Raw genomic sequence first — 12470 nt, 5'->3', positions numbered from 1 at the left:
AATCCCCCTCCAGAACAAAACCCCATTCCGAAAGAATTGATATGGCTATCGTAGAAGTCAAAGTACCGCAACTGTCCGAATCCGTGGCCGAGGCCACCATGCTTACCTGGAAAAAGAAGGCCGGTGAGGCAGTGGCCGTGGACGAAATCCTGATCGAAATCGAAACCGACAAGGTTGTGCTGGAAGTGCCCGCACCCGCTGCCGGCGTGCTGGCAGAAATCGTCCAGGGTGATGGCGCCACCGTGGTGGCCGAGCAGTTGATCGCCAAGATCGACACCGAAGGCACGGCCGGTGTCGCCGCTCCTGCCGCTGCACCTGCTGCTGCAGCTGCCGCGCCTGCAGCTGCTGTGGCCGTGGCCGCTGCTGCAACGGGTGGCTCAAAGGCCGATGTCGCCATGCCCGCAGCGGCCAAGCTGCTGGCCGACAACAACCTGTCGGTCTCGGCTGTGGCCGGCACGGGCAAGGATGGCCGCGTGACCAAGGGCGACGTGCTCGGCGCGGTGGCGGCTGGTGCGGCCAAGGCCGTGGCGCCCAGCGCCATTCCCACCGGTGTGCCCACCAAGGCATTGCCGCAAGTGGCTGCTCCGTCGGCTGCACAGAACCTGGGCGATCGTCCCGAGCAGCGCGTGCCCATGAGCCGCCTGCGCGCCCGTGTGGCCGAGCGTCTGCTGCAGTCGCAATCGACCAACGCCATCCTGACCACGTTCAACGAAGTGAACATGGCCCCTGTGATGGATATGCGCAAGAAGTTCCAGGACGCGTTCACCAAGGAACACGGCGTGAAGATCGGCTTCATGAGCTTCTTCGTGAAGGCGGCCGTGCATGCGCTCAAGAAATACCCGGTGCTCAATGCCTCGGTCGATGGCAACGACATCGTCTACCACGGCTACTTTGACATCGGTATCGCCGTGGGATCGCCCCGTGGTCTCGTGGTGCCCATACTGCGTAACGCCGACCAGATGAGCTTTGCCGAAATCGAGAAGAAGATTGCTGAATTTGGTAAGAAGGCTGCAGAAGGCAAGCTGGGCATCGAAGAGATGACCGGCGGCACGTTCTCGATCTCCAACGGCGGCACCTTCGGCTCGATGATGTCCACCCCAATCATCAACCCACCGCAGTCGGCCATTTTGGGCGTGCACGCTACCAAGGACCGCGCCGTGGTCGAGAACGGCCAGGTTGTGGTGCGCCCGATGAACTATCTGGCCATGTCGTACGACCACCGCATCATCGACGGCCGCGAAGCCGTGCTGGGTCTGGTGGCCATGAAGGACGCGCTGGAAGACCCCTCGCGCCTGCTGTTCGACATCTAATCGCCGAGCGCTGCAAGCATCGACCCACCCATGTGGCCTGGCCTGCGCTGGAGCCCGTCGGTGGGTTTTTCACCAACTGAATGAGTGAGATTTTTCATGAGCAAACAATTTGATGTCGTCGTGATCGGCGGCGGCCCCGGTGGCTACATCGCTGCCATTCGCGCAGCGCAGCTGGGCATGAACGTTGCCTGTATCGACGAATGGAAAAACGACAAGGGCGGCCCGGCCCCCGGCGGCACCTGCACCAACGTGGGCTGCATTCCGTCGAAGGCGCTGCTGCAGTCGTCCGAGCATTTCGAGCATGCCAACAAGCACTTTGCCGACCACGGCATCACCGCCACCGGCGTGAAGATGGACGTGTCCAAGATGGTGGCCCGCAAAGACAGCGTGGTCAAGCAGAACAACGACGGCATCCTGTACCTGTTCAAGAAGAACAAGGTCAGTTTCTTCCATGGCCGTGGCTCGTTCGTGAAGGCGGCGGCCGACGGTGGCTACGAAATCAAGGTGGCCGGCGCCTCCGAGGAAACTCTGGTGGGCAAGCAGATCATCATTGCCACCGGGTCCAACGCGCGTGCGCTACCCGGTGCGGAATTTGATGAAGTGAACATCCTGTCCAATGACGGTGCGCTGCGCATCGGCGCGGTGCCCAAAAAGCTCGCCCTGATCGGTTCGGGCGTGATCGGCCTGGAGATGGGCTCGGTCTGGCGCCGCCTGGGCGCGGAAGTGACCGTGCTCGAAGGCCTGCCAACTTTCCTGGGTGCCGTGGACGAACAGATCGCCAAGGAAGCCAAAAAGGCGTTTGACAAGCAGGGGCTCAAGATCGAACTCGGCGTGAAAGTCGGCGAGATCAAGAACAGCAAGAAGGGCGTCAGCATCGCCTACACCAACAGCAAGGGTGAAGCCCAGACCCTGGACGCAGACAAGCTCATCATCTCGATTGGCCGCGTGCCCAACACCATCGGCCTGAATGCCGAAGCCGTGGGCCTGCAGCTGGACGAGCGCGGTGCCATTGCGGTGGACGGCGATTGCAAGACCAACCTGCCTGGGGTGTGGGCCGTGGGTGACGTGGTGCGTGGCCCGATGCTGGCGCACAAGGCCGAGGAAGAGGGCGTGGCCGTGGCTGAACGCATGGCCGGCCAGCACGGGCATGTCAACTTCAACACCATCCCCTGGGTGATTTACACCAGCCCCGAAATCGCGTGGGTGGGCCGCACCGAGCAGCAACTGAAGGCCGATGGCGTGAAGTACAAGGCGGGCACGTTCCCGTTCCTGGCCAATGGTCGCGCGCGGGCACTGGGCGACACAACGGGCATGGTCAAGTTCCTGGCCGATGCAGTGACGGATGAAATCCTGGGCGTGCACATGGTGGGGCCGCAGGTTAGCGAGCTGATTGCCGAAGCCGTGGTGGCCATGGAGTTCAAGGCCAGCGCAGAAGACATTGCCCGCATCTGCCACGCGCACCCCAGCTTGAGCGAAGCGACCAAGGAGGCCGCCCTGGCCGTGGACAAACGCACGCTGAATTTCTGATTCTTTGAGTCAAATTGGCTGCTAGCGCTTATGCAGTAAGCGCTAGCAGCTATTTATTTTATAGCATCATAGTATCGGGGCATCTTCAACGTGACTGTCAAACAGACCTATCTCGCAGAACTTGCCGCCAAGGGTTTTCAGAGCGATCCGGCGCAATTGCGCGCGGTGGACGCCCTCCAGCGCTGCGCCCAGGACTGGGCGGCGTACAAGTCGCGCCGCTCCAACGCCCTTAAAAAGATCATCAACCGCCCCGAAGTTCCGCGTGGCGTATACATGTATGGCGGGGTCGGGCGGGGCAAGAGCTTTCTCATGGATTGCTTTTTCAACGCCGTGCCACTCAAGCGCAAGGTGCGACTGCATTTTCACGAGTTCATGCGCGAGGTGCACCGCGAGCTGGCTGGCCTGCAGGGCACGGTGAACCCGCTGGATGTGCTGGGTGCGCGCATTGCCAAGCGCTACAAGCTGATCTGCTTTGATGAGTTTCACGTCGCCGACATCACCGACGCGATGATCTTGCACCGCTTGCTGGCGGCGCTGTTTGACAACGGGGTGGGGTTTGTCACCACCTCCAACTTCAAGCCCGACGATCTGTACCCCGATGGCTTGCACCGCGACCGTATCCTGCCCGCTATTGCGCTGCTCAATGAAAAGCTGGAGGTCGTGAATGTGGACAACGGCACGGACTACCGGCGTCGCACGCTAGAGCAGGTGAAGCTTTATCACACGCCCCTCGGTCCCGAGGCAGATGCCGAAATGAATGCTGCCTTTGACCAGTTGGCCGAGGTGCACGATGAAGACCCCGTGCTGCACATCGAAGCGCGCGAGATCCGGGCGCGGCGCAAGGCGGGGGGCGTGGTGTGGTTTGACTTCAGGACGCTGTGCGGTGGCCCCCGGTCGCAGAACGACTACCTGGAGATCGCCACGCAGTTCCACACGGTAATGCTGTCGGATGTGCCCTATATGCCGGTCAACATGGCGTCGCCTGCGCGGCGCTTTACCTGGCTGGTGGACGTGCTGTATGACCGGCGGGTGAAGCTCATCATGTCGGCGGCTGTGCCGCCAGAGCAGCTGTACACCGAAGGACCTCTGGCCCACGAGTTTCCGCGCACGGTGTCCCGGCTGCACGAGATGCAGTCCAAGGAGTTTCTCGCGCTGGATCGCCGCACTGTTGATACGGGACTGACGTAATGAAAAACGCATGGGCAATTGGGGGGCTGGTCTGTTTGATCGCCGGGCATGCGATGGCGCAAGCGGGGGAGCCTGCCCCGCCTGAAAATCGTTACAGCGCCGTGCAGGCACAGCGGCAGGCCGAGCGCGAGCATATTTACCAGGAGCGCCAGGCCATCGCGGCCACGCGAAAGCGTGAGGAGACCGCGTGTTATCGCCGGTTTGCGGTAGAAGACTGCCTGCGCGACGTGCGAACCCAGGCGCGCAGGGCAGAACTGCAACTGCGCGGGCGCGAGCTGCAACTCAATGACGCAGAGCGCAAGGAAAAAGCCGCCGAGCGGTTGCGCTCGATCGAAGAAAAGCAACGCGTGGCTCCGGACCGTTCGCAACCCCAAGGCTCGGCACGAGGGGAGGGGCGTGGTGCTCCCGTCGGCGTGGAGGATTTGCGCACGCAGCGTCAACGAGACGCACAGCAGCGGGCCGAGCAGCAGCGAGCCCGCCAGCAGTCGAGCGCTGCAAACCAGGCGCAGCGTGCCAGGCAAAGCGCTGAGCGGGCGGCCACGGCGCAGTCCCGCCATGCTGAAAACGTGAAATCCGCGCAGGAGCGGCGCGAACGGGTGCAGAAAATGCAGGCCGAGTCTGCCGCCGCAGGGCGCCAACCGGCTGCTCCCTTGCCCGCGTCGTCGGGGCTGCCGCCCGTTCAACCCTGAAGTGCGGGGTGACGGGGACTAAGGGAAGCACGCGCCCGCGCATGCGAGCTGGCCCTGCGCGCTTCAGGCGGTTTTTGAGGAAATGGGGCTCAGTCGTCCCATTTTTTTCTCTTCTTCCAGGGCTTCAATCTTCACGACGACCAGCGACAGGTTATCGCCACCCCCGCGTGCGCGCGAGCGTGCCTTGTCGATCAGAAATTCGGTGGCCTCGCGCGGCGACAGGGAATCGACCACCGAGGCCAGCTCGGTGGGAGAAAAGTAGTGCCACACACCATCGCTGCAGGCCAGCAAAACATCGCCTGGCTGCAAGTGCTGGATGGTGTGGCTGGTGGTGGGTGGATCGCTCTCGGTGCCCAGGCAGCCCACCAGAATGTTGGAATGCGGATGGATGTTGGCCTCGGCTTCGGTCAGCTCACCACGATCGACCAAGGCCTGCACATAAGAGTGGTCGCTGGTGCGAAAGGTCAGCCTGGCACCCTCAAAATGGTAAATGCGCGAATCGCCCGCATGAACCCAGTGGCAGTCACCGCGCGGGTTGATCAAAAACGCCGCAATGGTGCTGTGGGGTTCCTGTTCGGATGAAATGGCCGTGAGGCGGATGACGATGTGCGCCTCTTCCACCATGTTCTTGAGCATTGCGGCAGGGTCGTCGGACTCTGGCGAGTAGCGTTCGAACAACTGGCGGGCCGTCATCATCACCTGGTCGGATGCCTTGCGCCCACCACTGCGGCCACCCATGCCGTCGGCAATCACGCCCAGCACGCAGCCGTTGTAGCGTTCGTGGGAGATCAGGGCCACTTGGTCTTGCTGGTATTCGCGGTCACCCTTGTGGATGCCGGTCGAGGCGATAAGGCGGAACGCTTTGGTCATGCTGGTGATTGTGGGGGGCGGCGGCTCAAATGCGCATCGGCGCAGGGCGCCAGACCACGTATTATTCATTCGCGTGTGGCATTTTTGCCATGCCCGTGAGCGCTTGGCGCCGTCAATGCCTTGAAATCGAACCTCCACTCCTTGCCTCGTCCGTTGATTGTTTTGCGTATGGCCCCTGCCGTATTGAACGTGCGCATCGATGAGGGCCCGCAAGAACAGCCGCCAGACGACGTTTTGCGCAGGCGCCTGAAGAACCGCCGCATGGCGTTGCGCAGCGCAATCGGCTGTTTCGCGCGCGCGCTCCAGCCCCAAGAGCCTGCGTGATGAGCCTGCTGGAAGCCGTGCACGCGGTATTTGAGCCCCAAGGGGTGCTGGCGCAGATGGGGTCGCACTACCTTGCGCGAGATGGCCAGATCCGCATGGCCGAAGCGGTGGCCCGAACCATTGTGCAGGGTGGCGCCCTGGTGGTGGAAGCGGGTACGGGTGTTGGCAAAACATTCGCGTACCTGGTCCCGGCGCTGCTCAGCGGAGAGCGTGTCTTGCTGTCCACGGCCACCAAGGCCTTGCAGGACCAGCTCTTTGCCCGGGATCTCCCCCAATTGGTTTCTGCGCTGGCCTTGCCGGTGCGCACGGCCCTGCTGAAAGGGCGTGGCAGCTACCTGTGCCTGCACCGGATGGAACAGGCCCGCCAGGATGTTGAGCTGCACGACCGCACCATTCAGCGGGTGCTGGCCAAGGTAGAGGTGTGGTCGCACAGCACGCGCTCGGGGGATCTGGCGGAACTGCCGGGTCTCGACGAGCGCTCGCCCGTCATTGCGCTGGTTACCTCCACCCGCGACAACTGCCTGGGGGCCTCGTGCCCGCGTTTTCGCCAGTGCCACGTCAACCTCGCACGGCGTGAAGCGCTGGCGGCGGATGTGGTGGTGGTCAACCACCATTTGTTCTTTGCCGATGTGGCCGTGCGGGAGTCGGGCATGGCCGAGTTGTTGCCAACCGTGCGGGTCGTGGTGTTTGACGAGGCGCACCAGATCAATGAAATCGGTGTGCAATTCATGGGCATGCACCTGACCACGGGGCAACTGCTGGATTTCTCCCGTGACATTCTGACCGCTGGTCTGCGGCATGCCCGTGGTTTGACCGACTGGAACATGGTGGCGGGCCGCATCGAGCAGGCCGCTGCCGATTTGCGGATTGCCGTGGGGCCGGGCGTGCCAGGCGCCAAGCTGCGCTGGCTCGGGGATGCGCCAGAAACCGTTGCTCCCGACGGCTGGCACGAGGCCTTTCGACGGGTATCTCTTGCCTGTGCACAAGCCCTGGAAACACTGGACCCGTTCAGCGAAACATCCCCGGACCTCATGCGCCTGTATGAGCGCGGCTCGGAGATTCTGGCGCGCCTGGGACGCTTTGCAGCACCCTGCAGCCCGGATGCGGTGCGCTGGGTAGAGGCAGGTGGGCAATTGCGGCTGGTGGAATCACCGCTCGATATTGCGCAGGCCATGCAAACCCGGTTGCTGGCGGCTCCTGCCGAAGCTTGCGAAGGCGAAGGCGACGAGTGGCCCGCGCCGTCGCAGCATGCTGGGCGGGCCTGGATTTTCACGTCTGCAACCCTGGGCGACGACGCCGGACTGACGTGGTTCACCGAGCGCTGTGGCCTGCAGGATGCTGAGATCTTGCGCGTGGAAAGCCCGTTCGACTATGCCTCCCAGGCCGCGTTGTATGTGCCGCGGCATGTGCCAAAGCCTTCTGATCCCGCGCACAGCATCGCTGTAGCCCGGTTGTCGGGGGCCGCTGCAGACCGCCTTGGCGGGCGCACGCTGGTGCTGACTACAACCCTTAAGGCTTTGCGGGTGATTGGGGATATTCTGAAAGACCGTTTCAGCAGCACTGAAGGGCTTGAAGTGCTGGTGCAGGGGGACTGGCCAAAGCGCCATCTGATGGAACGCTTTCGCGAGGGGGCGACAAGCGGCGGGCGCGGCTGCCTGCTGGTGGCCTCGGCCTCATTCTGGGAAGGTGTTGATGTCCCAGGCGACGCCTTGCAGCTGGTCATCATCGACAAGTTGCCCTTTCCTGCGCCCGGCGATCCGCTGATGGATGCGCGCAGTCAACGCATTGAGGTCGCCGGTGGGCGTTCGTTTCAGATGCTTGCGGTGCCCGAGGCCGCTGTGGCACTCAAGCAAGGTGCGGGGCGGCTGATACGGCGGGAATCGGACCGGGGCGTGCTGGTCGTGTGCGACACGCGGCTGGTGACCATGGGCTACGGCAAGCGGCTGATGCGCGCATTGCCTCCCATGCGTGTTCTTGAAAGTCCTGAGGAGTTTGAGGCCGCGCTGGATGCGCTCACCAGAACTTCCACCAAGGATTGGACTTTGCCTTGACGGTGCCCGTGGCGTAAACGCCTTGGGGATAGGAAGACTGCATGACCCGGCGTGCGTCGTCGCGCAGCTGGGTCATTCCGAGGGCATCGTAGGACTGGATCAGGATGTAAAGCGCCTCTTCGAGTGCGGGCACACCCTGGTAATCGGCCAGCGCGGCCTGCGCGCGGCCAATGGCTGCCACATAAGCGCCGCGCTGGAAGTAATAGCGGGCGACGTGCACCTCATACTGGGCCAGCGAATTGACGATGTAGGTCATGCGCTGGCGAGCGTCTTTGGCATAGCGGGAGTCAGGGAAACGCGTGGCCAGTTCGCTGAACGACTCAAAGGAGTCCTTGGCCGCTTTCTGATCGCGTTCGGACAGGTCCTGCTGGGAGATCCAGGAAAAAAGACCCAGGTTGTCGTTGAAGTTGACCAGGCCTTTCAGGTAGAGCGCGTAATCCAGTGCCGGGCTGGCCGGGTGAAGCTTCATGAACCGGTCGAGCGTGGCGATGGCCTGTGCCTTTTCGCCAGCCTTGTACTGCGCATAGGCCTTGTCCAGCTGGGCCTGCTGGGCCAAGGGAGTGCCTGCTGCGCGGCCTTCCAGCTTTTCGAGCAATGGCACCGCCTTGTCGAAAGCGCCGCTATTGAGTTCGTCCTTGGCTTCCGAGTAAATGCGGTTGGGGCTCCAGCCCGCTGTCTTGTCTTCCGGAGTGCTCGAGCAGCCCGCAAGCAGGCCGGCGGTCAGCAGGGCAGTGATAAAAGGCAGTGAGGCACGCAGCATTGCAGGCAGCTTTCAGGCTAAAGGTGAACGTGTGTCTTGTGAGGGGCTGTAAAGGTTGCCGCACCGATAGGGTGCGGCTTGGCCTGCGACAGAACCTGGACCGACGCTGGCATTGTACCGACGCACGCTGCCGAGCTTTGCGCGCTGAATCGGGTCATTTTCGATGCCGGACCAGGTGGGGCTTCCTACAATGGGGCCCATGTTTGTTCACCTTCGCCTGCACACCGAGTTCTCCGTCGTTGACGGCACCAATCGCATCGATGAGTTGGCCAAGGCAGCGGCCAAGGATGGCCAGCCCGCATTGGCCATTACCGATCTCAGCAACCTTTTTGGTGCCATCAAGTTCTACAAGGAAATGCGCGGCAAGGGCGTCAAGCCGATTCTGGGCGCCGAAGTGTTCGTGGAAGGCGAGGCCGGAGCGGCGCCGTCGCGCATATTGCTGCTGGTGCAGGGGCACCAGGGTTACCTGAATCTGTCTGAATTGCTGGCGCGCGCCTGGACCCGCAACGTGGTCAAAGCCCAGGCCATTTGCACCTGGGAGTGGTTGCAGGAGCTGGGCGAAGGGTTGATCGCTATCGCCGGGGCCCAGGCGGGGCCAGTGGGGCAAGCCCTCATGAAAGGCGATGATGCTGGTGCGGCGCACCTGGCGCTCCGGCTGGCCGGTATCTTCCCGCACCGTTTTTATATGGAGGTGCAACGGGCGGGACGCGCCGACGACGAGGCCCATGTCGTGGCTGCAGTGCAGCTGGCGGCTCGGCTCAATCTGCCGGTGGTCGCCACGCATCCCGTGCAGTTCGCCACCGCCGACGACTACGAGGCCCATGAGGCCCGGGTCTGCATCTCCGAGGGCGAAATTCTGGGCAACCAGCGGCGTGTGCGCAAGTTCACGCGCGAACAATATTTCAAGTCGTCGGCGCAAATGCAGGCGCTGTTTGAAGACCTGCCTGCCGCCCTGGCCAATTCGGTGGAAATCGCCCGCCGTTGCAACATCAGCCTGGTGCTGGGCAAGCCGCAATTGCCCAATTTTCCCATCCCACCCGTGAACGGGCAGGTGCTGTCGGTGGAGGATTACTTCCGCCATGTTTCGTTTGAGGGGCTGGAAGACCGCCTCAGGCTGCTATTCCCCGACGAAGCCAAACGCAATGCGCAGCGGCCGCGCTATGTGGAACGGCTCGAGTTCGAGCTCAACACCATTCTCAAGATGGGGTTCCCGGGCTACTTTTTGATTGTGGGCGACTTTATTCAGTGGGCCAAAACCCACGGTTGCCCCGTGGGGCCTGGCCGGGGCTCAGGTGCGGGGTCTCTGGTGGCCTATGCGCTCAAGATCACCGATCTGGATCCGCTTGAATACAACCTGCTGTTCGAACGGTTTTTGAATCCCGAGCGTGTGTCGATGCCCGACTTCGACATTGACTTTTGTCAGGCGAACCGCGACCGCGTGATCGACTACGTGAAGGACAAATACGGCAAGGATGCGGTAAGCCAGATCGCCACCTTCGGCACCATGGCCGCCAAGGCCGCCATTCGTGACGTGGGCCGGGTGATGGACATGAGCTACACCTTTTGTGATGGCATTTCCAAGCTGGTGCCCAACAAGCCGGGGCAGTCCTATACGCTGGCCTACCCACCTGACCCCAAGAAAGAGGGCGACAAGAACAACTACGCGCTCGAACTGGAGCCGCTGCTGGCGGAGCGGGTGCAAAAGGAAGAAGACGTCAAGACCGTCATCGAGATGGCGCAAAAGCTCGAGGGCTTGACGCGCAACATCGGCATGCACGCCGGTGGAGTGCTGATTGCGCCGGGCAAGCTCACCGATTTCTGTCCGCTGTACCAGCAGCCGGGCAGTGAGGCGGCCGTGAGCCAGTACGACAAGGATGACGTGGAGGCCATCGGCCTGGTGAAGTTCGACTTTCTGGGGCTGGCGACACTCACCATTCTGGAGATTGCGCGCGAATTCATCATGAAGCGCCACAAGGGGCAGGAGAACTTCAGCTTCGAGACCATTCCCCTTGACGATGGGCCCACCTACAAGCTCTTTTCCGATGGCAAGACTGAGGCGGTGTTCCAGTTTGAAAGCCGCGGCATGCAGGGCATGCTGCGCGAAGCCAGGCCCAGCCGCCTCGAAGATCTCATTGCGCTGAATGCCTTGTACCGTCCGGGCCCGATGGATCTGATACCGAGCTTTGTGAACCGCAAACACGGCAAGGAAGTGGTGGAGTATCCCCATCCGCTGGTCGAAAAGGTGCTGTCAGAGACCTACGGGATCATGGTGTACCAGGAGCAGGTGATGCAGACCGCCCAGGTGCTGGGGGGCTACTCGCTCGGTGGCGCCGACATGCTGCGCCGGGCCATGGGCAAGAAAAAGGCCGAGGAAATGGCCGAGCACCGCGCCATCTTCCGCAAGGGGGCTGCAGAAAAGAACATCAGTGAGCAGAAGGCCGACGAGGTGTTCGACCTGATGGAGAAGTTCGCGGGCTACGGTTTCAACAAGTCGCACGCGGCTGCCTATTCGCTGCTGGCCTACCACACCGGCTGGCTCAAGGTGCATTACACGGCCGAGTTCTTCTGCGCCAACATGACGGTGGAAATGGATGACACCGACAAGCTCAAGGTGCTGTTTGAAGATGCGCAAAAGAATTTCGGGCTGACCTTTGAGCCACCGGATGTCAACCGCGGCACTTACCGTTTCGAACCAGTGACCGACAAAGTCATTCGCTACGGTCTTGGGGCGGTCAAGGGCACGGGCCAGCATGCCATCGATGCCATCGTTGCGGCCCGAGAGGGGCGGGGCCAGGGGCCGCAGGGCTCCACCACGGGTCCGTTCAAGAGTCTGTTTGATTTTTGCGTGCGGGTGGACAAGGCGCGCCTGAACAAACGCACGGTCGAAGCGCTCATCAAGGCGGGGGCCTTTGATTCACTCAACCTCAACCGTGCTGCCATGGTCGCGTCGATTGACCGAGCCTTTGACTTTGCCGCTGCCACGCTGGCCAATGTCAACCAGGGTGGGCTGTTCGACATGATGGGCGACGACGCCCACGGATCGAGCACGCAGGAGCCTGACCTGGTGGACGCGGTTCCCTGGGGCATCAAGGAGCGCCTCACCCAGGAAAAAACGGCCGTGGGTTTTTATCTGTCGGGCCATCTTTTCGACGAGGTGGCGCAAGAGGTGCGTCGCTTTGTTCGCACCCAGATCGACGAATTGCTGGACAGCCGCGAGCCCCAGATTCTTGCGGGCATCGTCAGCGATTTCCGGGTGATCAACGGCCAGCGGGGCAAGCTGGGCTTGTTCCGGCTGGACGATAAGTCGGGCGTGATCGAGGCATCGGCCGACGAAGCCCTGCTCAATACCTACCGCAACCAGCTCAAGGAAGACGAGTTTGTGGTGATGATGGGGCGCCTGCAGCTGGACCATTTCAGCGGGGGGCTGCGCGTGAAGGTTCAGCAGGTTTGGGATATGGCCGGTGCACGCGCACGGTTTGGCAAATACCTCCATGTGGTGGTGGGGGACAAATCCCCCGAAGTGCCGCGACTGGTGCAGGAGTTTCCGCCCTGCCGTGAAGAGTCGGAGCAGGGCACTGTGCTGCATGGACTGCGCGTGCGCATGGGCGTGCGCTGTGTCGCAGAGCAGGGCGCTGCGGTGGCAGAACTGCAACTGGGCGATGCCAGCCGGTTTTATCCCACGGACGCGGCACTGGCAGCCTGGAGCGCCCAGGTGGGCACGGGCTCGGCCGTTGTGATCTATGAGTGACCC

General features: G+C 62.3%; 8 protein-coding genes. 6 read left to right on the top strand and 2 right to left on the bottom strand.

Annotation, left to right across the window (positions count from 1 at the left end):
• Nucleotides 1-41 precede the first annotated feature (41 nt).
• The 4 genes from odhB to B7Y64_RS09465 all read left to right on the top strand — a co-directional run bounded on the left by odhB (nucleotide 42) and on the right by B7Y64_RS09465 (nucleotide 4714).
• On the top strand, nucleotides 42-1310 hold the full coding sequence (odhB, locus tag B7Y64_RS09480) for a 2-oxoglutarate dehydrogenase complex dihydrolipoyllysine-residue succinyltransferase (protein ID WP_291328730.1): 1269 nt from the start codon (nucleotides 42-44) through the stop codon (nucleotides 1308-1310).
• Nucleotides 1311-1406: 96 nt separating this feature from the next.
• The gene (gene lpdA / locus B7Y64_RS09475) at nucleotides 1407-2837 is read left to right on the top strand and encodes a dihydrolipoyl dehydrogenase (protein ID WP_291324570.1); all 1431 of its coding nucleotides are present in this window, start codon (nucleotides 1407-1409) and stop codon (nucleotides 2835-2837) included.
• A 90-nt stretch (nucleotides 2838-2927) separates the two neighbouring features.
• Nucleotides 2928-4025: a cell division protein ZapE gene (gene zapE / locus B7Y64_RS09470; protein WP_111866582.1), complete on the top strand. Its 1098-nt coding sequence runs from the start codon at nucleotides 2928-2930 to the stop codon at nucleotides 4023-4025.
• Entirely contained in the window at nucleotides 4025-4714 is a 690-nt protein-coding gene (locus tag B7Y64_RS09465) for a hypothetical protein (protein WP_291324571.1), read from the top strand. Before zapE ends, B7Y64_RS09465 begins: the two co-directional genes overlap by 1 nt.
• 63 nt (nucleotides 4715-4777) lie before the next feature.
• On the opposite strand, the gene B7Y64_RS09460 is transcribed toward B7Y64_RS09465, so the two are convergent.
• A complete protein-coding gene (locus B7Y64_RS09460; RefSeq protein WP_291324572.1) occupies nucleotides 4778-5584 on the bottom strand; it encodes a protein phosphatase 2C domain-containing protein in 807 nt (268 codons plus the stop codon).
• 323 nt (nucleotides 5585-5907) lie between these two features.
• Here B7Y64_RS09460 and B7Y64_RS09455 point away from each other — a divergent pair, with 323 nt between their 5' ends.
• Entirely contained in the window at nucleotides 5908-7959 is a 2052-nt protein-coding gene (locus tag B7Y64_RS09455; protein ID WP_291324573.1) for an ATP-dependent DNA helicase, read from the top strand.
• Here B7Y64_RS09455 and B7Y64_RS09450 read toward each other — a convergent pair.
• Nucleotides 7922-8719, bottom strand: coding sequence for an outer membrane protein assembly factor BamD (locus B7Y64_RS09450; RefSeq protein ID WP_111866590.1), 798 nt, complete (start codon nucleotides 8717-8719; stop codon nucleotides 7922-7924). The two genes, B7Y64_RS09455 and B7Y64_RS09450, sit on opposite strands and share 38 nt — an antisense overlap.
• 199 nt (nucleotides 8720-8918) lie before the next feature.
• Between B7Y64_RS09450 and dnaE the strand changes: the two genes are divergently transcribed.
• Nucleotides 8919-12467 (top strand): DNA polymerase III subunit alpha, encoded by a 3549-nt coding sequence (gene dnaE, locus B7Y64_RS09445; RefSeq protein WP_024815246.1) that lies wholly within the window; start codon nucleotides 8919-8921, stop codon nucleotides 12465-12467.
• Nucleotides 12468-12470 lie beyond the last annotated feature (3 nt).

Source organism: Acidovorax sp. 35-64-16 (assembly GCF_002281195.1).
GTDB lineage: Bacteria > Pseudomonadota > Gammaproteobacteria > Burkholderiales > Burkholderiaceae_C > Acidovorax > Acidovorax defluvii.
Note: the sequence above shows the minus strand (reverse complement) of the source record. Positions and strands in the feature narration are given on the sequence as shown.

What these genes read in the sequence shown, in the direction of transcription:
- B7Y64_RS09455 (WP_291324573.1), top strand. Translation starts at nt 5,908, where the DNA reads ATGAGCCTGCTGGAAGCCGTGCACGCGGTATTTGAGCCCCAAGGGGTG.
- B7Y64_RS09460 (WP_291324572.1), bottom strand. Translation starts at nt 5,584, where the DNA reads ATGACCAAAGCGTTCCGCCTTATCGCCTCGACCGGCATCCACAAGGGT.
- odhB (WP_291328730.1), top strand. Translation starts at nt 42, where the DNA reads ATGGCTATCGTAGAAGTCAAAGTACCGCAACTGTCCGAATCCGTGGCC.
- B7Y64_RS09450 (WP_111866590.1), bottom strand. Translation starts at nt 8,719, where the DNA reads ATGCTGCGTGCCTCACTGCCTTTTATCACTGCCCTGCTGACCGCCGGC.
- lpdA (WP_291324570.1), top strand. Translation starts at nt 1,407, where the DNA reads ATGAGCAAACAATTTGATGTCGTCGTGATCGGCGGCGGCCCCGGTGGC.
- dnaE (WP_024815246.1), top strand. Translation starts at nt 8,919, where the DNA reads ATGTTTGTTCACCTTCGCCTGCACACCGAGTTCTCCGTCGTTGACGGC.
- B7Y64_RS09465 (WP_291324571.1), top strand. Translation starts at nt 4,025, where the DNA reads ATGAAAAACGCATGGGCAATTGGGGGGCTGGTCTGTTTGATCGCCGGG.